The 25,710-nt window shown below is 72.2% G+C and carries 19 protein-coding genes, 1 other RNA gene and 2 pseudogenes; 10 read left to right on the forward strand and 12 right to left on the reverse strand.

Going from position 1 to position 25,710, the window contains the following annotated elements:
* Window positions 1-85 precede the first annotated feature (85 nt).
* Window positions 86-871 (forward strand): AraC family transcriptional regulator, encoded by a 786-nt coding sequence (locus tag AB0B50_RS15950; RefSeq protein ID WP_362331638.1) that lies wholly within the window; start codon window positions 86-88, stop codon window positions 869-871.
* 19 nt (window positions 872-890) lie between these two features.
* Window positions 891-1,673: pseudogene (locus AB0B50_RS15955) on the forward strand (DMT family transporter); the annotation flags it as partial.
* Here the strand turns inward: AB0B50_RS15955 and AB0B50_RS15960 are convergent.
* Window positions 1,622-1,744 (reverse strand): hypothetical protein, encoded by a 123-nt coding sequence (locus AB0B50_RS15960; protein ID WP_362331006.1) that lies wholly within the window; start codon window positions 1,742-1,744, stop codon window positions 1,622-1,624. The pseudogene AB0B50_RS15955 and the gene AB0B50_RS15960 overlap by 52 nt on opposite strands.
* 47 nt (window positions 1,745-1,791) lie before the next feature.
* On the opposite strand from AB0B50_RS15960, the gene rnpB reads away from it, so the two are divergent.
* Window positions 1,792-2,202: RNase P RNA component class A (gene rnpB / locus AB0B50_RS15965), an RNA gene on the forward strand.
* Window positions 2,203-2,283: 81 nt separating this feature from the next.
* On the opposite strand, the gene AB0B50_RS15970 is transcribed toward rnpB, so the two are convergent.
* Together AB0B50_RS15970 and AB0B50_RS15975 are read right to left on the reverse strand one after the other, a co-directional pair.
* Window positions 2,284-2,454: a hypothetical protein gene (locus AB0B50_RS15970; RefSeq protein WP_362331008.1), complete on the reverse strand. Its 171-nt coding sequence runs from the start codon at window positions 2,452-2,454 to the stop codon at window positions 2,284-2,286.
* Between the two features lie 151 nt (window positions 2,455-2,605).
* Window positions 2,606-2,842, reverse strand: coding sequence for a helix-turn-helix transcriptional regulator (locus tag AB0B50_RS15975; RefSeq protein WP_362331011.1), 237 nt, complete (start codon window positions 2,840-2,842; stop codon window positions 2,606-2,608).
* Between the two features lie 257 nt (window positions 2,843-3,099).
* On the opposite strand from AB0B50_RS15975, the gene AB0B50_RS15980 reads away from it, so the two are divergent.
* The 4 genes from AB0B50_RS15980 (at window position 3,100) to AB0B50_RS15995 (ending at window position 16,077) form a co-directional block, all read left to right on the forward strand.
* Complete coding sequence (locus tag AB0B50_RS15980) at window positions 3,100-4,518, forward strand: MFS transporter (protein ID WP_362331641.1); 1,419 nt, start codon at window positions 3,100-3,102, stop codon at window positions 4,516-4,518.
* The gene (locus AB0B50_RS15985; protein ID WP_362331014.1) at window positions 4,515-7,898 is read left to right on the forward strand and encodes a beta-ketoacyl synthase N-terminal-like domain-containing protein; all 3,384 of its coding nucleotides are present in this window, start codon (window positions 4,515-4,517) and stop codon (window positions 7,896-7,898) included. The genes AB0B50_RS15980 and AB0B50_RS15985 overlap by 4 nt, the downstream gene beginning before the upstream one ends.
* Window positions 7,895-15,436 (forward strand): MupA/Atu3671 family FMN-dependent luciferase-like monooxygenase, encoded by a 7,542-nt coding sequence (locus AB0B50_RS15990; RefSeq protein WP_362331017.1) that lies wholly within the window; start codon window positions 7,895-7,897, stop codon window positions 15,434-15,436. Before AB0B50_RS15985 ends, AB0B50_RS15990 begins: the two co-directional genes overlap by 4 nt.
* Before the next feature lie 167 nt (window positions 15,437-15,603).
* Window positions 15,604-16,077, forward strand: a complete 474-nt coding sequence (locus AB0B50_RS15995; RefSeq protein WP_362331020.1) for a hypothetical protein — start codon at window positions 15,604-15,606, stop codon at window positions 16,075-16,077.
* 134 nt (window positions 16,078-16,211) lie between these two features.
* Here the strand turns inward: AB0B50_RS15995 and AB0B50_RS16000 are convergent, their stop codons facing one another.
* Window positions 16,212-16,937 carry a hypothetical protein gene (locus tag AB0B50_RS16000; protein ID WP_362331023.1) on the reverse strand — a complete coding sequence of 242 codons (726 nt, stop codon included), beginning with the start codon at window positions 16,935-16,937 and terminating at the stop codon, window positions 16,212-16,214.
* Between the two features lie 140 nt (window positions 16,938-17,077).
* Between AB0B50_RS16000 and AB0B50_RS16005 the strand changes: the two genes are divergently transcribed.
* Window positions 17,078-18,010, forward strand: a complete 933-nt coding sequence (locus AB0B50_RS16005) for an aminoglycoside 3'-phosphotransferase/choline kinase family protein (protein ID WP_362331026.1) — start codon at window positions 17,078-17,080, stop codon at window positions 18,008-18,010.
* Window positions 18,011-18,100: 90 nt separating this feature from the next.
* Here the strand turns inward: AB0B50_RS16005 and AB0B50_RS16010 are convergent, their stop codons facing one another.
* The 5 genes and pseudogenes from AB0B50_RS16010 to AB0B50_RS16030 form a co-directional block, all read right to left on the reverse strand.
* Entirely contained in the window at window positions 18,101-18,643 is a 543-nt protein-coding gene (locus AB0B50_RS16010; protein ID WP_362331029.1) for an MOSC domain-containing protein, read from the reverse strand.
* A gap of 82 nt (window positions 18,644-18,725) precedes the next feature.
* Window positions 18,726-19,514, reverse strand: coding sequence for a class I SAM-dependent methyltransferase (locus AB0B50_RS16015; RefSeq protein ID WP_362331032.1), 789 nt, complete (start codon window positions 19,512-19,514; stop codon window positions 18,726-18,728).
* An 11-nt stretch (window positions 19,515-19,525) separates the two neighbouring features.
* On the reverse strand, window positions 19,526-19,777 hold the full coding sequence (locus tag AB0B50_RS16020; RefSeq protein WP_362331643.1) for a pentapeptide repeat-containing protein: 252 nt from the start codon (window positions 19,775-19,777) through the stop codon (window positions 19,526-19,528).
* Between the two features lie 47 nt (window positions 19,778-19,824).
* A pseudogene (locus AB0B50_RS16025) lies at window positions 19,825-20,142 on the reverse strand (MazG-like family protein); the annotation flags it as partial.
* Between the two features lie 22 nt (window positions 20,143-20,164).
* On the reverse strand, window positions 20,165-20,716 hold the full coding sequence (locus tag AB0B50_RS16030; RefSeq protein WP_362331035.1) for a DoxX family membrane protein: 552 nt from the start codon (window positions 20,714-20,716) through the stop codon (window positions 20,165-20,167).
* Window positions 20,717-20,866: 150 nt separating this feature from the next.
* On the opposite strand from AB0B50_RS16030, the gene AB0B50_RS16035 reads away from it, so the two are divergent.
* Window positions 20,867-21,193, forward strand: a complete 327-nt coding sequence (locus AB0B50_RS16035) for a nuclear transport factor 2 family protein (protein ID WP_362331038.1) — start codon at window positions 20,867-20,869, stop codon at window positions 21,191-21,193.
* A 59-nt stretch (window positions 21,194-21,252) separates the two neighbouring features.
* Here AB0B50_RS16035 and AB0B50_RS16040 read toward each other — a convergent pair whose 3' ends face one another.
* The 3 genes from AB0B50_RS16040 to AB0B50_RS16050 form a co-directional block, all read right to left on the reverse strand.
* The gene (locus AB0B50_RS16040) at window positions 21,253-22,161 is read right to left on the reverse strand and encodes a PhzF family phenazine biosynthesis isomerase (protein ID WP_362331041.1); all 909 of its coding nucleotides are present in this window, start codon (window positions 22,159-22,161) and stop codon (window positions 21,253-21,255) included.
* Between the two features lie 104 nt (window positions 22,162-22,265).
* Window positions 22,266-22,736: a lamin tail domain-containing protein gene (locus AB0B50_RS16045; RefSeq protein ID WP_362331044.1), complete on the reverse strand. Its 471-nt coding sequence runs from the start codon at window positions 22,734-22,736 to the stop codon at window positions 22,266-22,268.
* Between the two features lie 148 nt (window positions 22,737-22,884).
* Entirely contained in the window at window positions 22,885-23,730 is an 846-nt protein-coding gene (locus tag AB0B50_RS16050; RefSeq protein WP_362331047.1) for an SDR family oxidoreductase, read from the reverse strand.
* A 132-nt stretch (window positions 23,731-23,862) separates the two neighbouring features.
* Between AB0B50_RS16050 and AB0B50_RS16055 the strand changes: the two genes are divergently transcribed.
* Window positions 23,863-25,497 carry an alkaline phosphatase D family protein gene (locus tag AB0B50_RS16055; RefSeq protein WP_362331049.1) on the forward strand — a complete coding sequence of 545 codons (1,635 nt, stop codon included), beginning with the start codon at window positions 23,863-23,865 and terminating at the stop codon, window positions 25,495-25,497.
* Window positions 25,498-25,710: the final 213 nt, after the last annotated feature.

Consider the following 25,710-nt stretch of genomic DNA (forward strand, 5'->3'; position numbering starts at 1 on the left):
TGACGACCTCGCCGCTGCCGTCGGCCCCGGTGAGCGGGCCATATGGACCCGCACCCCGCTCGGGCCCTGCGGCCGGACGCTCGATATGCTGACCGCCCGCTTCGACCGTCACCGCTACGCCCCGCACTACCACGAGGAATTCACCGTCGGAGTCTGTGTCGGAGGCTTCGAGGTCATCGACTACCGGGGCGGGCGGCTCCACCTCGGGCCCGGGTCCATCGTCGTCCTCGCCCCCGGAGAGGTGCACACCGGCGGCCCCGGCGCCAGCGGCGGCTACGCCTACCGCGCCATGTACCCGGCACCGCTCCTCCTCGCCGAGGGCACCACGGCCACGCCGCACTTCCGCGACGCGGTGATGGACGACCCCGAACTGGCCGCGGCCCTGCGCGCCGCGCACACCGAACTCAGCGGACCCGTCGACCCGTTGGAGGCGGAGTCCCGCCTCCCCTGGCTGCTCACCGCCCTCGCCCGCAGGCACGGCACCGCCCGTCCCCTCGCCGATCACGTCCCCGGCGCCGACCACATCGCCCGCGCCGTCCGCGACCGCCTCGCCGACGAACTCCTCGCCCCGCCCTCCCTCGCCGAACTCGCCGCCCCGCTCGGCCTGTCCCGCTACCAACTCCTGCGCGCCTTCCGCACATCGACCGGAATGCCGCCCTACGCCTGGCTCGCCCAGCACCGCGTGACGCTCGCCCGCACCCACCTGGAGGCGGGCCTGCGCCCCGCCGAGGCCGCCTCCCTGGTGGGCTTCGCGGACCAGGCGCACCTCACGCGCTGGTTCCGCAGGGTGCTCGGGGTGACCCCGGCGGCGTACCGGGCAAGCGTCCGCCCTTGCACGTACCGCAACAGCGTTCAAGACCCCCGACGCTGATCCGGCCGAAACTGCCCGCATGACGGCACGCGGCTGGTTTCTCTTCTCCCTCATGGGTGTCCTGTGGGGCATCCCGTATCTCATGATCAAAGTGGCCGTCGACAGCGATCTGTCGCCGTCGACGGTCGTCTTCACGCGCTGCGCGCTGGGCGCCGCGCTGCTGCTCCCCTTCGCCGTACGACAAGGGGGACTGCCCCGCGTACTGAAGACGCACTGGCGCCCGATGCTGGCCTTCGCCTGTGTCGAGATCCTCGGCCCGTGGTGGACCCTGACCGACGCGGAGCGCCGCATCTCCAGCTCCACCGCGGGGCTGCTCATCGCCGCCGTCCCGATCATCGGCGCCCTCCTGGCCCGCTTCTTCGGCGACACGGAACGGCTCGGCCCGCGCCGTCTCACCGGCCTCGGCCTCGGCCTCGGCGGCGTGGCCGTCCTGACGGCGCCCCATCTGACGGGCGGCGACGCCTGGTCCCTGACGGAGGTCATGCTGACGGCCCTCGGCTACGCCATCGCCCCGCTGATCGTCGCCCGCCACCTCCGGGACGTGCCCAGCCTGCAGCTGATCGCGCCCTGCCTGGTCCTGGCCGCCGTGGTCTACGCCCCCGCGGCGGCGCTCTCCTGGCCCGCGTCCGTGCCCGACGCCCCGACGCTGGCCTCCCTCGCGGGCCTCGGCGTCATCTGCACGGCCCTGGCCTTCCTCGTCTTCCTCGAACTGATCAGGGAGGCGGGCCCGACCCGCGCCGTCGTCTTCACCTACGTCAACCCGGCGGTGGCGGTGGCGGCGGGCGTCGCCTTCCTCTCCGAGCCCCTGACGGCGGACGTCATGGCGGCCTTCGCCCTGATCCTCGCGGGCTCCTTCCTGGCGACGGCGGCCACGGCACCGACCTCGGGGACCCGGCGGGTAACATGGTCGGCACGGCAGACGAGCCGGGCGGACGGCCGCGTGAAGACCCCCTCGGGGGACCTTCCCGAGGAACGTCCGGGCTCCACAGGGCAAGGTGGTGGCTAACGGCCACCCGGGGTGACCCGCGGGACAGTGCCACAGAAAACAGACCGCCGGGGACCTCACGGTCCTCGGTAAGGGTGAAACGGTGGTGTAAGAGACCACCAGCGCCTGAGGTGACTCAGGCGGCTAGGTAAACCCCACCTGGAGCAAGGTCAAGAGGGGCCACTGGCAACAGTGGCCCTGCGCGGACGACCGAGGGCTGCCCGCCCGAGTCCGCGGGTAGACCGCACGAGGTCGGCAGCAATGCCGACCCTAGATGGATGGCCGTCTCCCCGGCCGCCGCGAGGCGACCGGGCGACAGAACCCGGCGTACAGCCCGACTCGTCTGCCCCTTCCCCCCCCCCCCGCCTCGCGAGGCATCGTATGTCGTGGGTCTGACGTGCGTCCCCTGTCGTGCGGCCCCGTAATCTCACGCGTCCGGTTCGCCGATCCGGGGCACCGGTTTGAACGGCCCCAGCTGGGGCCGCTGCCGGTTCCGCAGGTGGCGGTGCCATCGCTTGACACACCATCCGGCGAAGACGAGAGGCGCGAACGACAACACCGTGGGCACCACCGGCGGCAGCCACGGCCACAGGGACATCGGCCGCACCACGGCGACATGGGCATCCCGCGATTGCCGAAGAGTTCACCGGCGAAGGTGGCGGGGATGTACGCGAAGAGCAGGAACGTGATGGTGTAGACGGCGCCGCCCGCGACGGCGCCGGGCTCGTCGTCCGCGGCCTTCTTCCCGTTCAGTTCTTCGCGCCCGTCTTCGCTTCCTCGGTGAGACTCAGGCGGATCAGGTGCGCGACGGTCGGAGCCGTGCGCTTGGTGCGGATGCGGCGCAGGTAGGTGCTCACCGTGTGCACGCTGATGCCCAGGCGTCTGGCGACCTGCTTGTGGGAGAGGCCCTCCGCGATATGGGTCAGCACCTGGCGCTCCCTGTGGGACAGCGCCGGCGCGTTCTGTGGACGGCTGTCTACTGGCATCTTCCCCCCCGGGAGGCACTGTCAACATCTCCGGCGGCCCTGGCCGCAACTTGATCTAACCATGGCCTCGGTGAAACAGAAAGGAGTCCCAGGAACCCTGGGGCAAACCCTCGGCTACCGAGAGCGACCGTGCTGTCAAGTCGCCAATTCGGGTGACTGTGGGCGCGCTTCGGGGCGGGTGAGTGTGAAAGCGGTCTCGGCTGAGCACAGCCGTGCACGACCTGAATGGCAGCCCGGCGGCGACCAAGGGGGAGAACGTGAGGCACTTCCGGCTGCTCGTCGTGGGCAACGGCGTCTCGGCGTACGGCAGTTACCTGAACATGGTCGCCCTCAACGTCTTCATCTACGAGGTGACCGACAGCGCCCTGGCCGCGGGGATCTTCATGGCCGTGCGCCTGATGACCAGCGTCGTGTCCGGCTTTGTGAGCGGACGGCTGGTCTCGGCGTACGACCGCAAGAGGTTGATGGTCGGCGCCGATCTGACTCAGTGCGCCGCAATGATAGCGCTGTTGATCGCTCCCGACGGGGGCCGTGCCGGGCTTCTGTACGTCCTGGCCGTCGTGACCGGTTTCTGCTCGACCCTCTCCGGCGTCGCCCTGCGCAGCAGCATCCCCGAGATCGTCGGGGGTGATCTGCGGATGCGCGCCAACTCACTCCTTGCCACCGGGCGTTCCCTCGCGATGATCGCCGGCTTCGCCTCCGCGGGCGTCATCGTCTCGCAACTCGGCTACGTCGCCGCCATCTCTCTGGATGCCGCCACCTTCGCGGTCTCGGCCAGCGTCCTCCTCTCCCTTCCCATTCGTACGAAGGGGAAGGACAAGGAAGAGACGGGGCAGAAGGGGGACGAGGCAGAGGGGGGAGGGGGCGAGGCGAAAGCCGCGGGCAGCGGCGCCGCCCCCGGCGGTGGAGCCCTTCTTCTGCTCCGTGCCGCTCCCGTCCTCGCCGTCATGATCGTCGTGCGCGCCGCCGACGGACTCGGGTCCTCGTCCCACAACGTCGCGCTGCCCGTCTACTCCAGCGACCTCGACCCGTCCCATCCGGCCACGTTCGTCAGCCAGTTCTGGGCCACCTGGGCCATCGGCAACATCGTCATGCAGCAGATCTGCGGGCGGTGGGCCGGGCGCGGTGGGCGGCAGGGGCCGGGGGAGCGGGCCTTCGCCATCGGGTCCTGTGTGATGTCCGCCGCGTTCATCGTGGTGTTCGCCGGACTGCCCACGGGCGTGGCCGTGGTGGCCGCCCTGGTGGCCGGCATGGCCGACGGGCTCACCGAGATCGCGTACGTCACCCGGCTCCAGGCGGCCCCCGACGAGCAGCGCGGCAGGCTCTTCGGGCTCTCCGCCTCCGTCGAGAACACCGGGTTCGGTCTGGGGATGCTCGTCAGCGGCGCCCTCCTCGAACGCTCCTCGCCGCTTCATGTCGTGGGGCTGCTCCACGGGTTGGCGATCGTGCTGTGCCTCGCGTTGTTCGTCGTGCTGGTGCGGTACGGGAGGAACGCCGAGGGAGCCTCCGAGGGGCAGGCCAAGGATCAAGGCACGGGGCACGTCGCGGGACCCGTCGTGGGGCGGGTCAAGGGGCAATCGAGGGAGCAGGGCGACAGTGTGGACGACCGCGACAGCTCGAACGACAGCGGCAGCGTGGGCGATCCCGCTGGTGCTCAGGGGAGTGAGGCCCGATGACCGCCGCCGCCCGTGATGCCGTAGCCGTCGTCGGGATGTCCTTCCGGCTGCCCGGCGCCGACACCCCGGAGGAGTTCTGGCGCACGATCCACGACGGCGCCGACCGCATCCGCCGCTTCACCGAGGCCGAGCTTGCCGCCGCCGGTGTGCCCGAAGAGCAGTACCGCGCCGAGGAGTTCGTCGGGGCGAGCGGGGTCATCGACGACATCGCGGGCTTCGACGCGGCCTTCTTCGGGATGAGCGCGCACGAGGCCAGGATCACCGACCCGCAGAGCCGTCTGTTCCTGGAGTGCGTGCACCACGCGCTGGAGAACGCCGGGTACGCGGGCGCGCCCCAGGACACGGGCACGAGCGAGGTCGGGGTCTACGCGAGCACCGGCTACCACCTCTACACCCTCCAGACCTATCTGCAGAACAACGTCCTCCAGGAGGGCGTCGCGGACTGGGTCGCGGGGCTGCAGGTCGCCGTCGGCAACTTCAGCGACTTCACCGCCAACCGCGCCTCCTACCGCCTCGGTCTGACCGGTCCGGCCGTCAACGTCCAGACGGCGTGCTCCAGTTCGCTCACCGCCGTGTACGTCGCCGCGCAGGCCGTGGTCGCCGGCGAGTGCGACATCGCCGTCGCCGGGGCGACCGCCCTCCACGTGCCGCAGGTGCTCGGCTACCAGTACGTGAAGGGCTCCATCCTCTCCAAGAGCGGCTACCTGCGGCCCTTCGACGCCGACGCGGACGGGACGGTCGGCGGCACGGGCGTGGTCGCCCTGATCCTCAAGCGCCTCGACAGGGCCGTCGCGGACGGCGATCACATCCACGGCGTCATCCGGGGCTGGGGTGCCAACAACGACGGCGCGGACAAGAAGGCGTTCGCCGCGCCGAGCGCGTCCGGCCAGCGGCGCGCGATCCGGCGCGCGCTGGAGAAGGCGGGCGTCGACGCGGGAACCGTCGGCTATCTGGAGACGCACGGCACCGGCACCTTCAAGGGTGACCCGATCGAGTTCGAGGGCGCCACCGCCGCGTTCCGCGCCGACACCGACCGCACGGGCTACTGCGCGCTGGGCTCGGTCAAGGCCAACATCGGGCACCTCGACGTGTGTTCGGGCCTGGCGAGCCTGGTCAAGGCGCTGCTCGTGCTGCGGCACGGCGTCATCCCGCCGATGGCCAACTTCCGCCGCGCCAACCCCGCCCTCGACCTCGCGTCCAGCCCCTTCTACATCCCCGACTCGCCGCGTCCGTGGCCCGAGGGCGACGGGCCGCGCAGGGCCTGTGTCAGCTCGTTCGGCGTCGGCGGCACCAATGTTCATGTCGTCCTGGAGCAGGCTCCCGAGCCCGTCGCTCGCTCGGCCGACGCTCCGACGGCTCCGGGCGTCCTGGTCGTCGCGGGCCACACGGAGGCGGCGCTCGCCGACAACGCCGTGGCTCTCCGCGACCACCTGCGCGCCCACCCCGAGACGCACTTCGCGGACCTCGTGACGACGCAGGCGCTCGGCCGGGCCCACCGCAGGCAGCGGCTCGCGGTGCGGGGCGACACGGTGGCCGCGCTCACCGGAGCCCTCGACGACTGGATCGCGAAGCCGAAGGCGCAGTCGAAGTCGAAGTCGAAGTCGAAGTCGGAGTCGCAGTCGGAGTCGAAGCCGCAGTCGGGCGGGGCCGATGCCGGGTTCCTCTTCACGGGGCAGGGCAGCCTCCACCGGGGCGTCGCCCGCGCCCTCCATGAGCGTTTTCCCGTCGTACGCGAGGTCCTGGACGCCTGTGAGCGGCAGTTCGCCGCGCTCACCGGGGGCGACAGCCTCCTCGGCCCGCTGCTTCAGGAGGCGGGTGACGAGGAGCCCGTCTGGCCCACCGAGCTCGCGCAGCCCGCGCTCTTCGCGCTGCAGTGCGCGCTCGTCCGCCTGTGGCGGGCGGCCGGGATCGCACCGGGCGTGGTCGCGGGGCACAGCGTCGGGGAGTACGGAGCGCTGTACGCGGCCGGGGCGCTCTCCCTGGCGGACGGGCTGCGCCTGACGGCCGAGCGCGGACGGCTCATGCGGCGGCACTGCGCGCCCGGCGCGATGCTCGCGGTGCAGGTCGAGGCGCGCACGGCACGCGAACTGGCCGCCGAGGTGCCCGGCGTGGAGCTCGCGGTCGTCAACGGCGAGCGGAGCCAGGTGCTCGCGGGCCCGGCCGAGGCCGTGGCACGCCTGGCCGCGCTGCTCGCCGAGCGCGGGATCCCGGGGCGGGAGCTCCCGGTGCGGCACGCCTTCCACACCGCCCTGATGGACCCGGTGCTCGACGGGCTGCGCGGGCTGTGCGCCGAGGTGGAGTGGCGGCCCGTGGACGTGCCGTTCATCAGCGGCCTTGACGGGCTCACCCGGCCCGCGGGGTGGCTGCCGGACGCCGACTACCTCGTACGCCAGGCGCGTGAACCGGTTCGATTCGCGGACGTCATGGGGGAGTTGGCGGCCGCGTACGCGGATGTGGGGGTGCTGGTCGAGATCGGACCGCACACCACGCTCAGCGGGCTCGCGCGCCGGGAGGCGCCGGACAAGGCGGCGCTTCCGACCCTGCGGCGCGGCGCGGGGCTCGAACCGCTGTGGGACGCGGCCGCCGGGCTCTACAGGGCCGGGGCCCCCGTCGACTGGCGGATCTTCATGGGCGGGGCGGGGCGCAGGATCCCCCTGCCCGGCTACCGATTCCAGCACAAGGACTACTGGACAGGGCCGGAGAACCACCTTCCCCGGCCCGCACGACCCGTACATGTACAACCCGTACAAACGGCAAGGGATGGGGCGGAAGTGGCACAGGACGAGGCAGCGGTCGAGCGGGTGCTGCAGCACATCATCAAGGTCACCGCGAAGCACCTCAGCTACGACACGAGCGAGATAGCCGAGGACGCTTCCTTCTTCGATCTCGGCGCGGACTCGCTGCAAATGATCGGTGTGCTGCGGGAGTTGGAGGAGGAGCACCGCGTCAAGGTGTCGATGAGGGAGCTCTTCGAGGAGGCGGGGACGGCCAAGGGGCTCGCCCTGATCATCGTGGGGAAGACGGGGGGTGTGGGCGGGGGCGCGGTGTCCGCTCCGGTCGCCGCGCCCGCCCCGGTCGCTCCTGTTGCCGCGCCCGCGCCCGCGCCTGCGCAGGTCGCACCGATCGCGGTGTCCGCCCAGGCCGCTCCCGTCGCGCCGCCCGCCCCCGTGATCCCCGAGCCCGCCCCGGCTCCCGCCGCCCCGGTCGAGTACGCCACACGCCGTGAAGTGGAGGACCTCGTACGCCAGGTCCACCAGCTCTCGCAGATCCAGCTCCAACTCATGGGCCAGCTCACCCAGTTGCTGGCCAACCAGGCGACTCAGGCGGCTCAGGCGAATCAGGCGGCGAACCCCACCGCCGACGGGAAGGCGGACCGGTGACCACCGAGACCGAACCCAGCTCCCGTTCCGGCTCCAGCCCCAGCTCCGACTCCCGCTCCGTCTCCGCTGCGGTCGACCAGGACCTCGCGGCGATGGCCGAGCTCTCGCAGCGCATCGCCCAGCAGATCGGCGCCCCGGCGGCCGAGCAGACACAGGCACAGGCACAGGCACAGGCACAGGCCCAGACGCAGACACAGGCCCAGACACAGGCCCAGACACAGGCCGCACCGGACGAGACCCCGGAGCCGCGGCGGGCCCAGCACGGCCCCCGCCTGGAGGTCGCCCGCGGCTCCGGCATGGTCCGCGGCGGCGCCTCCGACTCCCAACGGGCCCACCTGGACGACCTGGTGCGCCGCTACACCGCCAAGACGCCCACCTCCAAGCGCATCGCCCAGCGCTACCGCCGCGTACTCGCCGACAGCCGCGCGGCTGTCGGCTTCCGCAGCACCACGAAAGAGATGCTGTACCCCCTCGCGGGGCGGCGGGCGCAGGGCTCGTGGCTGGAGGACATCGACGGCAATCGCTATGTCGACATCACCATGGGCTTCGGCGTCCTGCTCTTCGGCCACGAGCCCGCCTTCGTCACGGAGGCGGTCCGCGAGCACCTCTCGCGCGGCATCCAGCTCGGCCCCCGCAACGTCGAGACCGGCGAGGCCGCCGAACTGCTCTCCGAGCTGACGGGCCTGGAGCGCGTCGCGTTCGCCAACTCCGGTACGGAGGCGAACTCCGCGGCGATCCGCCTGGCCCGCGCCGCCACGGGACGCTCCCGCATCATCACCTTCGAGGGCGCCTACCACGGCCACAACGACAACGTCCTCGGACGCTCCCCGCGCACCGGCGGCGAGGGCGGCCTCACCACCGTCCCGATGTCCGCGGGCGTGCCGAGCAACGCCGTCGCCGACCTGCTCGTCCTGCCGTACGGCAGCGAGGAGAGCCTCGCCGTCATCGAGCAGCAGGCGGGCGACATCGCGGCGGTCGTCGTGGAGCCGGTGCAGAGCCGCCACCCGTCGCTGCAGCCCGCCGAGTTCGTGCGCCGGCTGCGCGAGCTGACCAGGCGGCACGGCATCGTGCTGTTCTTCGACGAGATGCTGACCGGCTTCCGCCCCGCGCCGCGCGGCGCCCAGGAGCTCTACGGCGTCACGCCCGACCTGGCCACCTACGGAAAGCTGCTCGGCGGCGGTTTCCCCATCGGCGCCATCGCGGGCCGGGCCGACATCATGGACGGCATCGACGGCGGCCACTGGACCTACGGGGACGCCAGCTACCCGGCGGCCGACACCACGTTCTTCGGCGGCACCTACATCCAGCACCCGGTGTCGATGGTCGCGGCGCGTGCCGTCCTGACCCACCTCAAGGAGAACAGCCCGCGGCTCCAGGAACGCCTGAACGCGCGCACGGACGAACTGGCCGCGACGCTCAACGCCTTCTTCGAGGCCGAGGGGTTCGCCCTGAGCCTCGACCACTTCGGCTCGATGTTCCGTTTCGAGCACCGCGCGGACATGGAGCTGCTCTACCACCACCTCATGCTGCGCGGGGTGCACGTGTGGGAGTGGCGCAACTTCTTCCTGTCCACCGAACACACCGACGGGGACGTCGAGTTCATCGTGGACGCGGTGAAGGACTCGCTGCGGGAGCTGCGCGGGGCGGGATTCTCGCTGGGCAGCCCCAAGGCCGGACCCCGCCCCAAGGCGCAGCCGGTTCCCCGGGCACAGCCCGCTCCCAAGACGCAGCCCGCCCCCAGGGCGCAGGCCGTGGCCTGGAACAGCGCAGCCACTGCCACCACCACGGCCACGACCGCGGCGCTCCCCGAGCCCGCCAAGCCCGCCCCGAAGCCCCAGGCGACGTCCGACCCCAAGCCCGCGCCCCCCGCCAAGACCCCCGCCAAGACACTCGACTTCGGCGTCTACTTCTTCGGCGACTACCCGCAGGACGGCGAGGCCCCCCGCCACGGCAAGTACGACCACCTCCTTGAGACCGCCCGCTTCGCCGACCGCAACGGCTTCCACTCCCTGTGGATCCCCGAACGGCACTTCCACTCCTTCGGCGGCCTGTTCCCCAACCCCGTCGTCCTCGCCGCGGCCCTCGCCCGCGAGACGGACCGCATCCGCATCAACGCGGGCTCCGTGGTGCTGCCGCTGCACGACCCGATCCGCGTCGCCGAAGAGTGGTCGATGGTCGACAACCTCTCCGGCGGCCGTATCGGCATCGGCTGCGCCAGCGGCTGGCACGCCAACGACTTCGTCTTCTTCCCCGAGCGCTTCGGCTCCCACAAGGAGAAGATGTACGAACAGGTCGAGGAGGTAAGGAAGTTGTGGCGCGGCGAGCCGGTCCGCCGCACCACCGGGAACGGCGAGAGCGACCTCCACCTCTTCCCGCGCCCGGTCCAGGACGCCCCGCCCATGTACACGGCCGTCGTCGGCAATCCGGCCTCGTACGCCCTGGCCGCCCGCCACGACCTGGGCGTCGTCACCAACCTCATGACGCAGGACGTCGAACAGCTGCGCGAGAACATCGCGCTCTACCGCCGCACGCGCGCCGAGCACGGCCTCGATCCGGACGCGGGGCACGTGGCCGTGCTGCTCCACACCTACCTCGACGAGGACCACGACGCGGCACGCGCCGAGGCCCGCGATCCGCTGTCCCGCTACATGCGGGCCTCCCTGTCCCTGTTCGGCAACGTCGCCAACAGCCTCGGCCATCAGGTGGACCTCTCGGCGATGACCGAGGACGACCTGGACGTGGTCTTCCGTCGCGCCTACGACCGCTACTGCGACCAGCGGGCTCTCATCGGCAGCCCCGAGACGGTCCGTTCGGTCGTGGACGCGGTGGGTGCCGCGGGCGCCGACGAGATCGTCGCCCTGGTCGACTTCGGCGTCGAGCCCAGCGCGCTGCGGGCGGGCCTGGTCCACCTCGACGCGCTGCGCCGCGACCGCGCGACGTCCGTGGTGCCGACCGCCCAGGCCGCTCCTGTGCCCGTGCGGAACCCCACGACGGACCAGGGATCCGCCCTCTCCCCGGGCCAGCAGCGCGTCTGGTTCCTGGAGCGGATGCTGCCCGGCCGCACCGCGTACAACGAGACCAAGGCCATCGAGCTCGAAGGCCCGCTCGACGTGCCCGCGCTGCGCGCCGCCCTGCGTGCCCTGGCCGTCCGGCACGAGCAGCTGCGCACCGTCTTCCGTGAAGTGGGCGGCGAGCCACGGCAGTTCACACTGCCACCGGCCGACGTGGACTTCGAGATCATCGAAGAGGCGGGGGTGGACGACCCCGTCGCCGCCACCCTCAAGTCCGAGAGCGAGCGCCGCTTCGACCTGGTGAACGGCCCGCTGTTCGTCACGCGCCTGGTCAGGCTCGGCGAGCGGCGGCACGTCCTGGTCCTGTCCCTGCACCACATCGTGATGGACGCGGCGTCGGCCGCCGTGCTCGCCCGCGACGTCTCCGCCCTGTACCGCGCGGAGCTGCCGGGCGGCCCGGCGGCGGAGCTTCCCGTGCTCACCCGTACGTACGCCGATCACGCCCGCCGGCAGCTCGACTCGCTCGCCGACGCGAAGTCGGCGGAGGACCTCTCGTACTGGAAGAAGGCCCTCGACGGCGACCTGCCCGTCCTTGAGCTGCCCACCGACCGGCCGCGGCCCGCGGTGATGACCTCCAACGGCCGCGCCCTGTTCCGCGCCCTCAGCCCCGAACTGTCCGACAGCGTACGGAAGTTCAGCAGGAGCAGGCGCAGTACGCTCTTCATGACCCTGCTCGCCGGGTACGCGGCCGCGCTGTGCCGCGTCACCGGCCAGGACGACGTGGTCATCGGCACGCCGATGTCCGACCGCACGCCCGAGTACGAGGACGTGGTCGGCTTCTTCGTCAATACGCTGGCGCTGCGTCTGGACCTCTCCGGGGACCCGGACTTCGGCACGGTCCTGGACCGGGTGCGCGGGGTCGCCCTGGACGCGTACGACCACGCGGACGTGCCCTTCGGCGCGGTCGTACGGGAGTTGGACCCGCCGCGCGCGCTCGACCGGACGCCCGTCTTCCAGACGCTGGCCGAGTTCGAGACCGGCGACCCGTTCGACTTCGACCTGCCCGGGATCCGCTCGACGCCGCTCGACTCGGGTCCCGACAAGGCGCTGACGGACCTCAGCGTGTACTTCACCGACCAGCCCGACGGTGTGCGCTGCCACTGGGAGTACAACACCGACCTCTTCGACGAGGCGACGATCGACGGGCTCTTCGCGACGTTCCGTGACGTCCTCGCCCAGGCGGTGGGCGCCCAAGCGGTGGGCGCCCAGGCCCCGGCCGCGGAGCCGCAGGAGTGGCGGCGCGGCCCCGTGCGGCAGCGCACGCGCAGCACGGTCGACTCCCTGACGTCGCGCTGGGCCGAGGTCGCCCCGCACCGCACCGCGGTGATCAGCGGCGAAGTCACCCTGACATACGGGGAGTTGGCCGAGCGCGCCGACCGACTCGCGGGCGCACTGCGGGCCGCGGGCACGGGGGAAGCGCCGGTCGCCCTGTGGCTGCCGCGCGGCCCCGAGCTGATCGTCGCCATGCTCGCGTCCCTCAAGTCCGGCCACGGATATGTGGCGTTGGACCCGGGCCAGGGCAGGGCGCGGGCCGAGGCGATCCTCGCGGAGAGCGGCGCACGGGTGCTCGTGGTGGACGGCGCCGGGCGCACGGACGCCCGGCCGACGGCACCGGCAGGGACCGCCGTGCTCGACGTCGACGCCGCGGGCCCCTCGGGCGTCGAGGCGGCAGGTCCCTCGACGGACGTCCCGGCGTCGCACACCCCCCACGGCCCCGAATCCCTCTGCTTCGCCATCTACACCTCCGGCAGCACCGGCACTCCCAAGGGCGTCGCGATCCCGCACCGGGCCGTGGTGGACCTGTGCCAGTGGCACCACGAACGCTTCGGCTTCACCGCCGACGACCGCAGTGCCGCCGTGTGCAGCCAGGGCTTCGACGCCTCCGCGCTGGAGATCTGGCCCGCGCTGACCGCGGGCGCCACGGTCGTGGTGGCCGACGAGGAGACGCGCAGGGACCCGGCCGTCCTGGCCCGCTGGTACACGGACCGGCGGATCGCCTTCTCCATCCTGCCGACGGCCCTCGGCGAGGCGGTCATGGCGCTGCCGGAGGACCAACAGCCCGCCCTGCGGCACCTGTTGGTCGGCGGCGACGTGCTGCGCACCCGGCCGCGCCCCGGCGCTCCGTACGAGACGGTGAACGTGTACGGCCCCACCGAGGTGACGGTGCTGTGCACGGTGGAGACCGTGCGCCCCGACGAGTCGGGCGCCGCACCGTCCCCGATCCCGATCGGCCGCCCCGTCGACAACGTCACGCTGCGGGTCCTGGACGCGGACGGCCGCGAGGCGCCCGCAGGCGAGGTGGGGGAGCTGTACGTCGGAGGTCCCGGCGTGGCGAACGGCTACCTGGGCAGGCCCGACCTGACCGCGGAGCGCTTCGTCGACGATCCGCGCGGCACCGAAGGGCGGATGTACCGCACCGGTGACCTGGTGTGCAGGAACGCCGCGGGATCCCTCGAGTTCCGCGGCCGGACCGACGACCAGGTGAAGATACGGGGCTACCGCGTCGAGCCGGAGGAGGTCTCGCGGGCCCTCAACGGCCTGGCGGAGGTCGGCGAAGCGGTCGTCCTGTCCCGCCGCGACCAGCGGGGCGAGGCCAGGCTCGTCGCCTACGCCGTGCCCGCGCGTCCCGGCGCGGCGGAGCAGGAGCTCGCGGACCGGCTGACGGCGGAGCTCGCCCGGCTGCTGCCCGACCACATGGTGCCGCGCGCCTGGGCCGTGCTTCCCCGCCTCCCGCTGTCCGGCAACGGCAAGCTGGACCGGGCCGCGCTGCCCGCCCCCTCGCTGATCACCTCGCCCACCGGTCCCACGGCCCGTGCAGGGCGGACGCGGGCCGCGAGCGACGGCGTCGAGGCGCGGCTGAAGCGGCTGTGGGCCCAGGAGTTCGAGACGGAAGCGGCGGCGATCGCGTCCGACGCCTCCTTCTTCGAGCTGGGCGGCCACTCGATCACGGCGATCCGTCTCGCCAACGCCGTACGGGAGGAGTTCGGCACGGAGTACCCCGTCGCCCGCTTCTACGAGGAGCCGACGCTGCGGGCGATGGCGGCCTACCTCGCCGAGTCCCGGGGTGAGTCCGGGGCCGGGGCCGGGGCCGGAGCCGTGGGCGAAGGGAGCGAAGAGGGTGGAGAGGGCACAGGGGGCGCAGGCGACACGGACGTCGTCGGCCGCGCCCCCGTCACCGCCCAGCAAGCCGCCTTCATCGCCCGTCACGGCACGCACGCCCGCCCCGAGATCTACAACGTGGCGATGCGGCTCACCCTGACGGGAGCGCTGGACGTACCGGCCCTGCGCACCGCGCTCAGTCAGCTGATCGCCCGGCACGAGGGTCTGCGTACGCGCTTCGTGTCGGACGGCGGCGAGCAGTGGTGGCAGGAGGTGCTGCGCGCCAGGCCGGTGGAGCTGCCGGAGGAGGACCTGTTCGCCAGGTTCGGTTCGGCGGCCGACGCCGAGGCCGCGGCGCATGTCGAGGCAGGGGAGACGGCCTCGACGCCCATCGACCTGCTCGGCGAACTCGCCCCGGTCCTGCGTCTGTTGCGCACGGGCGAGGACCGCTGGGCGCTGGTCTTCGTCATGCACCACGCGTGCTGCGACGGCTGGGCGGTCAGCCTGCTGCTGCGCGAACTGGCCGAGCTCTACCGGGCGGCGGCCACCGGGACCCCGCACGGCCTGGCCGAGAGCGCCCCGCAGCCGGGTGCGTACGCGCGCTGGCAGCAGGAGCAGAGCCATACGCAGGACAAGGCCCGCCTGGTCGAGCACTGGGCGCGCCGCCTCAAGGGCGCCTCCTTCGCCATGCCGCTGCCGCTGGACAGGCCCAAGCCCGAGGTGCTGAGCGGCGACGGCGACGTGGTGCTGTTCACGGTAGGCCGGGACACGCGCGCCGACGTGGAGGCGCTGGCGCGACGGCACCGCACGACGCCCTTCGTGGTGACGGCGGCCGCCTTCGCCCGTCTGGTCGCGAAGGTGGGGAACCGGCAGGACATCCTCCTCAACATCTCCTTCGCCAACCGCGAGCGGCGCGAGTTCGAGGCGCTCGCGGCCTGCACGGTGTCGTCCTTCACGCTGCGGGCCGACGGCGCGGCCGCCGGGCCGTTCGCGGAGCTGGTGGAGCGGGTGGCACGCGACGCCGTCGAGGCCATGGCCCACCCCTCGCCGATCCGCGCGCTGGCCGCGGACCTGAGCGAGGCCCTCGCCACCGAGGTGCCCGAGCGGCTGCCGCTCGGCTTCCAGTACCAGAGCTCGCTGGAGACGGACATCGAGCTGCCGGGCCTGACCACGGCGGTCGAGGACCTCGCGGTGTCGGGCGCGCGCGGGGAGCTGAACTTCGGTCTGATTCCCACGGGTGACGTGCTCTCCGGGTACGTGGAGTTCTCGACCGACCTGTGGGACCGCCCGACGTTCGAGACCTGGACCGCCGCGTACGTCGACCTCCTTGCCGAGGAGGTGTCGGGCGCGCTGCGCGGCGAGGGCTGAGGGGAGTGGGCGAGGGGGCGGCCGGAATTGGTCGTGACATGTCAAGGATCGCGGGGTCGGCCTTGTCACGTCAGAGGCCCTGTGTATCAATGGGCAACAATCCGGGCTGCTGACTACCCGTCAGACCGGCACCCCCTCGCTCCCCCCACCATGAAGGCAGGTCCTCCATGCGACATGGCAGATTCGGCATCGGAATCGGCTCGGCGATCGGCGCGGGCGCCCTCGCCGTGGGCGCGCTCGCGATGGCACCCGCGGCCGGTGCCGTGGAGCCGCAGACCGCCACCCTCTCGTTCGACTGCGGTTCGTACGGCGCGGGAACGGCGACGCTCAAGGCCACCCAGGACGGCACCAACGCGACCATCGACCTGTCCACGTCCGCGATCACGGCCCCCATCGACGTCGCGGCGGGCGCGGTCACCTCGACGCTCACCCTCACCAAGAACGGCACCGGCACGACCGACTTCACCGGCAACTCCAACCCGGCCATCCCGGCCGGCGGCGCCGTGTCCACCGGACCCCTCGCCGGGACCGTCGCCTCGGGCGACAGCCTCGAAGCGAAGTCCCTGAAGGTCCAGGTCCTCGGCATCACCGTGAACTGCACGGCCACGTCGCCGCAGTCGCCGGGGCCGTTCGTGTTCTGACGGCCTGACGGCCTGACGGCCTGACGGCCTGACGGCCTGACGCCACATGTCATGGGGCGGTGCCTCTCCCTCGGGGAGAGGCACCGCCTTTGTCACGCCCCGACCCTCACGCCCCGACCCTCACGCCCCGACCCTCACGCCCCGGCCAGGGGGCGCCAGTGCTGCTCCTTGCCCTCATCGCGTACGACGAATCCGAGCCCGCGCACCGTCTCGACCAGGTCCCGCGCGTCCCGCCCGGCGTCCCGCTTCAGCGCGGCCTTCCGCGCCGCGAGGAGCGCGTGCACCTCGGCGGGCAGGTCGGGGGTGCCGGGGATCCAGCGCCGGAACAGGGACGCGTGCGGATCGGCGTCCCGCCAGGGGTAGCCGTGCGCGCGGAAGGCCCCGGCCAGGGCGGCGGCGCGCGCCCCGTTCTCGCCGCGCGCCAGCTCGCCGGAGTCCGCGCCGAGCAGCACCAGGTGCTTGCCGTCGAGGAAGACCGCCGAGACGTCGGCGCGTTCGAAGGTCCGCGTCCGGCCCTCCTGCTCGACGGTCACCCGTGCGTCGCTCAGCCTCACCTTCATCGACTCCGCGAGCGCCGTGAAGGCCAGCAGGAGTCCGGCCACGAGCCCCGCCGCCATGACGAGCGCGGTCTGCCACGGCGCGTCGAGCCCGCCGATGAACTCGATGCCGTCCCGCCACGGCAACACCGGCGACCCGGACGCCCAGCGGGCCAGGCGCGGCAGTGCGAGCCCGAGCAGCAGGCCGAGGAGCGGCATACCGACGAGGATCAGGGCGAGATCGCCGCGCGGGTGGCCGATCTCCGTGGTCTCCTCGCGCGAACTCGCGCCGCCACGTGCCTTGTTGAGCCTGTCGCCCGACATGTTGTGGTGCTCCGTTCCGCCCCGTGACGGCCGGTCGCCGTCGATCGCCTTCACCAGGGACGTTAGGAGCGGGCCCGCACCGCGCACAGCAGCCGAAAGTCGGTCGCGGCCCTACTTCGGTAGCCAGTACGGTGCCGATCATGCTGCCCGAGGTGAAGACGGACGAGGAGTGGGACCGCGTCGTCCCCGACGAAGCGGTCATGCGGCCCGGCGTCGAGGACCTGTGCCGCAGGCTGGGGCTCGCCGGAGCTCCCCTGACCCGCTACTCCGAGGGCTCCCAGCCGGTCTACGCGGTCGGCGACGAGCACGTACTGAAGCTCTTCCCCACCGTCTGTGCCGAGGACGGCGTCACCGAGGCCCGCGTGCTCGGCCACGTCGAGGGCCGCCTCCCCGTCCCCACGCCCCGGCTGCACGACTGGGGAACGTACGAGAACGGCTGGCGCTACGTCCTGATGTCCCGCCTGCCCGGCGAGGACCTCGCCGTCGCGTGGCCGCGCATCCCGCACGCCGACCGGGAGCGGATCGTCACCGACGCCGCCGAGACCCTGGCCGCCCTGCACGCGCTCGACCCGGCGCCGCTCGCCGACGTCCTCGGGCCCGGTGACTGGACCGCGTTCCTCGACCGGCAGCGCGCCGGCGCGGTCGCGCGGCAGCGGGAGCGCGAGCTGCCGGAGAGCTGGCTGGAGCAGATCCCCGGCTTCCTCGACTCCGTCGAACTGCCTGCCGACGGCGCGACGGACGCCGGTCAACACGCGCTCCTGCACACCGAGTTCATGCGCCAGCACCTGATCGTCGCCCCCGACGGCTGGCGGCTCACCGGGCTCTTCGACTTCGAGCCCGCCATGATCGGCGACAGGGCGTACGACTTCGTGGCCGTCGGCCTCTTCGTCACACGCGGCGAACCGGGACTGCTCGCGCGCTTCATGAAGGCGTACGGCAGGACGTACGATCCGCGCCAACTCCTCGCATACACGCTGCTGCACGTGTACAGCAATCTGCCCTGGTATCTGCGGGAACTGCCCGCCCCGCCCGAGCCGACGCTCGACGCGCTCGCCGAGACGTGGTTCGCGTAGGGCGGGCGGGCTCAGGCGCTAGTCCTCACCGGCCTCAGACGGCCTCAGGTACTCAGACGGTCTCAGGCAGTCAGACGGTCTCAGGCAGTCTCAGACGGTCTTCAGCGGGTGGTGCGGTTCCTCCGGCAGGACGATCTCGATCGCGTCGCCGGGGCGTATCTCGCCGCCCCGCAGGACCACGCTCATGATCCCCGACTTGTAGAAGACGGCGCCGCTGTCGTCGCGTCCGACGACCTTCTTCATCAGCCCGGCCTGGAAGTCGTCGATCTGACGGCAGGGGTTGCGCAGCCCGGTGACCTCCACGACGGCCGTCTCGCCGAGGCGCAGGCGCGCCCCGGTGGGCAGGCCGAGCAGGTCGATGCCGCGCGTGGTGACGTTCTCGCCGAGCTCGCCCGCCGCCACGGTGTAGCCGTCAGCGGCCAGCTCGTCGAAGAGCTCCTCGTGGATGAGGTGGACCTGGCGCAGGTTCGGCTGGTCCGGGTTCTGCGCGACGCGGAAGCGGTGCTTGACCTTCTCCCCGGCGTGCACGTCCCCCTCGACGCCGAGCCCTTCGAGCAGCGTGATGCTCTCGCGGTTCGGCTTGGTGAAGGAGTACGTTCCGTTGCTGCTGACCGCCGTGACCCTCGCGCTCATGGTGCGTGGCCCCCCTTGCTTGTCCTCGGAGCTCGTCGAGTGTGTCTTCCCCGACGCCCTTACCGCGCGACCCTAACTCGCCTCAGGCGACGGGCACCAAGGTCAGATAGGTGATGCCGAGCACCCTGCGGTAGCCGCGCAGCCAGGTCGAGCGCTGGGCGTCGACGCGCTCGCGGGTCTCGGCTGCCAGCGGGTGGCCGGGGTGCGCGGCGAGCCACTCCTCGACGTCGGAGCGGTACGCGGACTCGAACTCCTCCCACTCCTCGGGGCTCGCCGTCTCCACCCACAGCGGCCGGAACCCCGCCTCGATCGCCGCGTCCACCAGGTCGCCGAGGAACAGGTGCTCCTCGACCCGGGCGTCCGGCCACATCCCGGCGAGCTCCTCCTCGGTGGGCGTGCGCTGCCAGAAGCCTTCGCCGAGCACGACCCGGCCGCCGGGGTTGACCAGGCGGCGCAGCTCGGCCAGTGCCTCGACCGTCGCCTTGGCCGGCAGCTGGGCGGCGCTGAGCGCGTGGCTCGCACCGAGGCACAGGACCACGTCGGCGGGGCCGCGCGTGGTGTCCGTCGCGGACTCCTCGGCGAAGACGACCCGTTCGCCGAGCCCGCGCTCCTCGGCGTTCGCGCGCCCGCGGTCCAGGTCCTCGCCCTTCAGGTCGACGCCGACGCCGGTGGCCCCGGGGGCGGCTTCGAGCACGCGGAGCATCAACTCGCCCCAGCCGCAGCCGAGGTCGAGCACGGTGCGGGGGCCGGACGCCGCGAGGCGCTCGACGATCCGCTGCGCGCGGGCCTCGGAGAGGGGGCCGTGGAAGGTGAGGCGGGTGAGGCGAGGGGGGCCGTCGGTGGCGGTGGACGTGGCGGAGGTAGTGGTCATGGAAGCGGACGCTAACTCGTTAACTGGTCGGTGGGACAGTGATTTTGGACTGCTCCTCCGAGGTCCGGTCGTCTGAGGACTGCTCCTCCGAGGTCCGGTCGTCTGAGGACTGCTCCTCCGAGGTCCGGTTGTCTGAGGTCTGCAACTCCGAGGACTGTCCCTCTGCGGTCCGCTTGTCTGAGGACTGCTCCTCTGACGTCCGCTCCTCTGACGTCCGCTCCTCTGACGTCCGCTCCTCTGACGTCCGCTTGTCCGACGACCACCCACCCAAGGACTGCCCGCCCACCGACCGCCCGCCCACCGACCGCCCACCCACCGACCGCTCACCCACGCGCCGCAGATGCTCGGCCAGCACGCCCCGCGCGTCCGGAGTCAGCGTGCGCAGGGCGACCATGGCCGTGACGATGACGTCGCAGAGCTCGGCCTGGACGTCGTCCCAGGTGTGGGTGGTGCCCTTGCGGGGGTTCTGGCCGGTGGCGCCGATGACCGCCTGTGCGACCTCGCCCACCTCCTCGGACAGCTTCAACATCCTTAGGAGCAAGGCCTCTTGAGGTGCGCGCCGGTTGTGGGAATCGAGCCATTCGTAGAGGCGGCCGACCGTCTCCCACGGGTCCTCGTGATCGTCCATGCCCCGCAGCCTGTCACGGCGGCTACATCTCGGGCGAGGCGTCGTCCCGTACGTCCCCCGCCTCGCGCACCTTCTTGTTCCTCGCCCCCAGCGTGGCGAGCACCCCGACGGCCGTGCCCGCGAGGGCGGCCGGCACCATCCAGCCGCGGTTGAGGGCGTGGCCGAGCGCGTGGTCGGCGGAGTAGCGGCCGGGGCCCGTGACGGCGAGGGCCGCCGAGACCAGGCCGAGGAACGCCGGGTACTCGTAGCCGCCGCCCTGGCTGAAGAATCCGTTGGGCGTGTGCACGGCCGTGGCGCCGGCCATGGCTCCCGCCGCGGCGGCCCCCGCCGCGGGCGTCGCGAGGCCGAGGGCGAGGAGCGCGCCGCCGCCCGCCTCGCAGGCCCCCGCGACCAGGGCGTTCAGCTTGCCGGGGGCGTAACCGACGGACTCCATGAAGGCGCCTGTGCCTTCGAGTCCGCCGCCGCCGAACCAGCCGAAGAGCTTCTGGGCGCCGTGTGCGGCGAGCACCCCGCCGGTGCCCGCGCGGAGCAGCAGAAGGCCGAGGTCACGTCGGTCCAGGCACGAGCAGGTCATGGCGGCTCCCGGGGCTGCGGTGGGCGGGGATCGGTCTCCTCCCACCGTCCGCCGGACCGGCCCCGGGCACCCGGTCCGCTAGGCCGTACGGGTGACCGGTCCCGGCCCGCACAGGTGGCGCCGCGCCGCGCCCGGTGTGACCGTGGGCCCATGAGCATTCAGGTAAACAGGCTCGGTGACCCCGCCGTACGCGCCTTCGTCACCGCCGTGAACGCCAATGACAAGGCCGCCTTCGAGGCCCTGCTCGCGCCCGGCGCGACCATGTCCGACGACGGCTCCGACCGGGACATCGCCGACTGGACCGAGCGGGAGATCTTCTCCTGCAACGGCCACATGGACGTCGACTCGGAGTCGGACGGCGGCCGCACGCTGCTCGTCACGTACCGCAACGACACGTGGGGCGAGATGCGGACGAAGTGGCGCTTCACCGTGGACGACGAGGGCAAGGTGTCCCGCTTCGAGACGGGCCAGGCCTGACAAGACGGGCCAGGCCTGACAAGACGGGCCAGGCCTGAAGGGTCCGAAGGGTCCGGGGGTCACGCCCCCGGCGGGATCCGCACCGCCGCCCCGCTCACCCGCACCCGCGCGTCCCCGTCCCGCAGCGTCACCGTGAGGACGCCGGGCCTGCCCATGTCCTCGCCCTGGTGGAGGGTGAGGACGGCGTCGGCGGGGACGAGCGCGAGGTCGCGCGCGTACGCACCGAAGGCCGCCGCTGCCGCGCCCGTCGCGGGGTCCTCCACGACACCGCCGACCGGGAACGGATCGCGCACGTGGAAGTCGAACTCGCCTGAACGCCACACCAGTTGGAGTGTGGTGAGGTCGAGCCGCCGCATCAGTGCTTCGAGGCGTGTGAAGTCGTACGAGAGATCGGCGAGCCGTGCACGGGTGGCGGCCGCCAGCACGAGATGGCGGGCGCCCGCGAACGCGATGCGCGGCGGCAGCGCCGCGTCCAGTTCCCCCGGGGCCCAGCCGAGCGCGCCGAGTGCCTCGGTCACGTCGTCCGGCGCGGCCTCCTCGATGCGCGGCGCCACGCTGGTGAGGGTGGCCCGCAGCACCCCGTCCGCCTCGGCGACGGTCACCGGCACGGTGCCCGCCCGTGTGGCGAAGACATAGTCCCCGGGCCCCGCCCCGTCCCGCTCGGCGAGCGCCACCGCGGACGCCACGGTGGCGTGGCCGCAGAAGGGAACCTCGGCCTTGGGGCTGAAGTAGCGTACGGAGTAAGACCGTTCGGAGCTCCCGGGAGCTCCGGTGCCCCCGACGCCCGGCGTGAGAAAAGCCGTCTCGCTGTACCCCAGCTCCGCCGCGATCGCGAGCATCGCCGCGTCGTCGAGCCCGGCCGCGTCCGGTACGACCCCGGCGGGGTTGCCGCCCGCGGGATCGGTCGCGAAGGCGGTGTACCGCAGCACCTCGGGGGCGGCGGGGAATCCCGCGGAGTTCGTCGTCATGTCGCAGGGCAACCGCTCCGCGGCCCGGGTCATTCCCGCGGCCCCAACCGCGGTGTCCCACCCACCACGGAGCGATTGCCCTGCCCCCTCCCCTTCGGTGGTGGTCAGTGGCAGTTCTTGGTGCCGTGGTCGCCGCGGCCCCAGGAGCAGGAGTCCTGGAGGGAGCCGCTCGGCTTGATCAGGCGGGCCTTGTCGCTGGTGTTGTTCCAGACGTAGTTGCCCTGGCCCCAGTAGCGCACTCCGGAGGCGTTGGTGCCCTTGCCGGTGCGGACCTTGACGGTCTTGCCGGCGCCGATCTTGTAGCTGCCGAAGGTGTAGGTGTAGCCGGTGTTGTCCTTGAGCTTGTAGCCCTTGAGCTGGATCGCGGACCGGCTGTTGTTGTGGATGTTCACCCACTCCGCGTTCAGCGAGGCGTTCGAGCGGGTGTCCCGTCCCGGGCTGTCGTACTGGATGTAGCCGAGGTGCAGTCCGCCCTGGTGGCGCACGGTCGCCGCCGACGCGGGCGACGCTGCGAGCAGGGACACCGACAGGGCGGTGGCGGCGAGGACGGCGGGGGCGGCGGTGCGTATGCGCAAGGAGTGCTCCAAGTGTGAATTTCTCGTGGAGAGAAGCCGAGCATACGGGGTGTGCTGCCCTGTATTGATGCGGTAGTTCCTATTCCACTTGTGGAGATCTCTGCCGGGCGATCGCGCCACCACGCGCCACCCCCGTCACCGCGAGCCGTCAACCCCGCCCGATATAGGGCATGTTGGTCGCGAGCACCGTCGCGAACTGGACGTTCGCCTCCAGCGGCAGCTCCGCCATGTGCCGCACCGTGCGCGCCACGTCGGCCACGTCCATCACCGGCTCGCTCGCCAACTGGCCGTTGGCCTGGAGGATTCCGGACTGCATGCGCTCGGTCATGTCGGTCGCCGCGTTGCCGATGTCGATCTGCCCGACGGCGATCCGGTACGGCCTGCCGTCCAGGGAGAGGGACTTCGTCAGGCCCGTCAGGGCGTGCTTCGTCGCCGTGTACGCCACCGAGTTCGGGCGCGGGACATGGGCCGAGATGGAGCCGTTGTTGATGATCCGCCCGCCCTGCGGGTCCTGCTCCTTCATCTGCCGGAAGGCCGCCTGCGCGCACAGGAAGGCGCCGTTGAGGTTGGTGTCGACGACGTGGCGCCAGGCGTCGTAGGGGAGTTCCTCGACCGCGACGCCGCCGGGGCCGAACGTCCCGGCGTTGTTGAAGAGGAGGTCCAGGCGCCCGAAGCGGTCGCGCACGGCGGAGAACAGCGCGGCCACGTCCTCGGGTCGCGACACGTCCGTACGTACGCAGAGGGCGGCGCCGTCCTTCGCGGATGAGCCGGCCGCGTCGGCCGGGCCCGAGGCCCCGGCGGAGGTGAGGGCGGCCGTCTCCTCCAGTGTCTCCAGGCGGCGGCCCGCGAGCGCCACCGACCAGCCCGCGGCGAGCAGTTCGACGGCCACGGACCGGCCGATGCCGGAGCCCGCCCCGGTCACCACGGCGGTCCTCGCGGTGGCCCCCGAGGTGGTCACCGGCGGGTTCGATGAGTCAGTTCGCTCAGCGTTCATGGCCCCGCAGCGTACGGGAGGGGTGTCCACGCGGACATCATCCGCCCGCCATGCGGCTGTTGTGTACGTGACAGGCGGGCGTCGTCCCCCGCCACTTGCATGCCCCTGACACCAATCGTCAGGGGAGGGTCCATGACACCCGCAGGCCAGCAGCACGCACCCGAACTACGCGCCGCCGCCCGACACTTGGGGCGCCGCCGGTTCCTCACCGTCACCGGGGCCGCCGCCGCGCTCGCGTTCGCCACCAACCTGCCCACCGCGGGCGTCGCGGGCGCCGCCGAACTGGACGCCCGCCGCATATCGGACAACCCCTTCACGCTCGGCGTCGCCTCGGGCGACCCGCTGCCCTCCTCGGTCCTGCTGTGGACCCGGCTCGCCCCCGCCCCCTACGAGCCGGGCGGCGGCCTGCCCGCCGAGCGCGTCACCGTCCACTGGGAACTCGCCCACGACGCCCGCTTCCGCCGCGTCGCCAGACGGGGCACGGCCACCGCGCACCCCGAGTTCAGCCACACCGTGCACGTCGAGGTCGACCACCTGGAGGCGGGCCGCACCTATTACTTCCGCTTCCGCACGGGGAAGTGGACCAGCGAGACGGGCCGCACCCGCACCGCGCCCGCGACGGGCAGCCGCGCGGGCGCCCTCACCCTCGCCGCCGTCTCCTGCCAGGCGTACCACGACGGGTACTTCACCGCGTACAAGCACCTGGCCCAGGACGACGTCGACGTCGTCTTCCACCTCGGCGACTACCTCTACGAGTACGCCGTCAACGCGGTCGGCGGCGCCCGCAACTACACCGACCGCACGCTGCCCGCGCACTACAACAAGGAGACGCAGACCCTGGAGGACTACCGCCTGCGGTACGCCCTCTACAAGTCCGACCCCGATCTGCGGGCCGCGCACGCCGCGCACCCCTTCGTCGTCACCTGGGACGACCACGAGGCCGAGAACAACTACGCCGACGACATCTCCGAGAACGACGACCCGCCCGCCGAGTTCCTGCTGCGCCGCGCCGCCGCCTACCGCGCGTACTGGGAGAACCAGCCGCTGCGCCGCCCCCAGCTGCCGAACGGCCCCGACGCGCAGCTCTACCGGCGCCTGAAGTGGGGCCGCCTCGCCCAGTTCGACATCCTCGACACCCGGCAGTACCGCTCCGACCAGGCGTACGGCGACAAGGCGCACGTCCCCGGGCCCGAGACGGACGACCCGGCGCGCACCATCACCGGGGCCACGCAGGAGCGCTGGCTCATCGACGGCTGGCGCCGCTCGCACGCCCTGTGGAACGTGGTCCCGCAGCAGGTCACCTTCTCCCAGCGCAAGCTCGACCTCAACGCGCAGGCGAAACTCTCCATGGACGCCTGGGACGGCTACCGCGCCTCGCGGCAGCGGGTCCTCGCGGGCGCGAAGGCCGCGGACCTGGAGAACCTCATGGTCCTCACCGGCGACGTGCACGTCGGCTACGCCTTCGACATCAAGGCCGACTTCGACGACACGTCCTCCAGGACGGTCGGTACGGAGATCGTCGCCACGTCCATCGCGAGCGGCAAGGACGGCGCGGACAGGCCGGCCAACTGGGACACGTACACGCGGGCCAACCCGCACCTGAAGTTCTACAACGGTCGGCGCGGATACGTGACGGTGTCCCTGGGCCGTGACGCGGCGAGGGCGGACTTCAAGACGATCGACGCGGTCACGGTCCCCGGGGCGCCGATCAAGACGGCGGCATCTTTCGTGACGGAATCGGGCAACCCGGGGCTGCGGCCCGCGTAGATCACCGGCTTCGCCGAGTTCGTCCTCGAACGCCGGACGGGCTGAAGTCAGCCCCTCCGGCGTTCGTATCTTTCAGCCCCTCCGGCGTTTGAGGAGCGGGGTCTGGGGCGGAGCCCCAGTTCGGGAAGGGGCGGGATTGGGGAAAGGGCCGTCTGTACCACCCACCCACAGCTGCGACCATGGAGGACGACACGAAGCTACGGGAGGGGCGCG

It is taken from the genome of Streptomyces sp. NPDC041068, from assembly GCF_040647455.1.
In the GTDB taxonomy this organism is placed as follows: domain Bacteria; phylum Actinomycetota; class Actinomycetes; order Streptomycetales; family Streptomycetaceae; genus Streptomyces.

Excerpts from the sequence above, each read along its gene's own strand:
- AB0B50_RS15950 (WP_362331638.1), top strand. The coding sequence starts at position 86 with ATGCTGACCGCCCGCTTCGACCGTCACCGCTACGCCCCGCACTACCAC.
- AB0B50_RS15970 (WP_362331008.1), bottom strand. The coding sequence starts at position 2,454 with ATGTCCCTGTGGCCGTGGCTGCCGCCGGTGGTGCCCACGGTGTTGTCG.
- AB0B50_RS15975 (WP_362331011.1), bottom strand. The coding sequence starts at position 2,842 with ATGCCAGTAGACAGCCGTCCACAGAACGCGCCGGCGCTGTCCCACAGG.
- AB0B50_RS15985 (WP_362331014.1), top strand. The coding sequence starts at position 4,515 with ATGACCGCCGCCGCCCGTGATGCCGTAGCCGTCGTCGGGATGTCCTTC.
- AB0B50_RS15995 (WP_362331020.1), top strand. The coding sequence starts at position 15,604 with ATGCGACATGGCAGATTCGGCATCGGAATCGGCTCGGCGATCGGCGCG.
- AB0B50_RS16000 (WP_362331023.1), bottom strand. The coding sequence starts at position 16,937 with ATGTCGGGCGACAGGCTCAACAAGGCACGTGGCGGCGCGAGTTCGCGC.
- AB0B50_RS16005 (WP_362331026.1), top strand. The coding sequence starts at position 17,078 with ATGCTGCCCGAGGTGAAGACGGACGAGGAGTGGGACCGCGTCGTCCCC.
- AB0B50_RS16010 (WP_362331029.1), bottom strand. The coding sequence starts at position 18,643 with ATGAGCGCGAGGGTCACGGCGGTCAGCAGCAACGGAACGTACTCCTTC.
- AB0B50_RS16015 (WP_362331032.1), bottom strand. The coding sequence starts at position 19,514 with ATGACCACTACCTCCGCCACGTCCACCGCCACCGACGGCCCCCCTCGC.
- AB0B50_RS16030 (WP_362331035.1), bottom strand. The coding sequence starts at position 20,716 with ATGACCTGCTCGTGCCTGGACCGACGTGACCTCGGCCTTCTGCTGCTC.
- AB0B50_RS16035 (WP_362331038.1), top strand. The coding sequence starts at position 20,867 with ATGAGCATTCAGGTAAACAGGCTCGGTGACCCCGCCGTACGCGCCTTC.
- AB0B50_RS16040 (WP_362331041.1), bottom strand. The coding sequence starts at position 22,161 with ATGACGACGAACTCCGCGGGATTCCCCGCCGCCCCCGAGGTGCTGCGG.
- AB0B50_RS16050 (WP_362331047.1), bottom strand. The coding sequence starts at position 23,730 with ATGAACGCTGAGCGAACTGACTCATCGAACCCGCCGGTGACCACCTCG.
- AB0B50_RS16055 (WP_362331049.1), top strand. The coding sequence starts at position 23,863 with ATGACACCCGCAGGCCAGCAGCACGCACCCGAACTACGCGCCGCCGCC.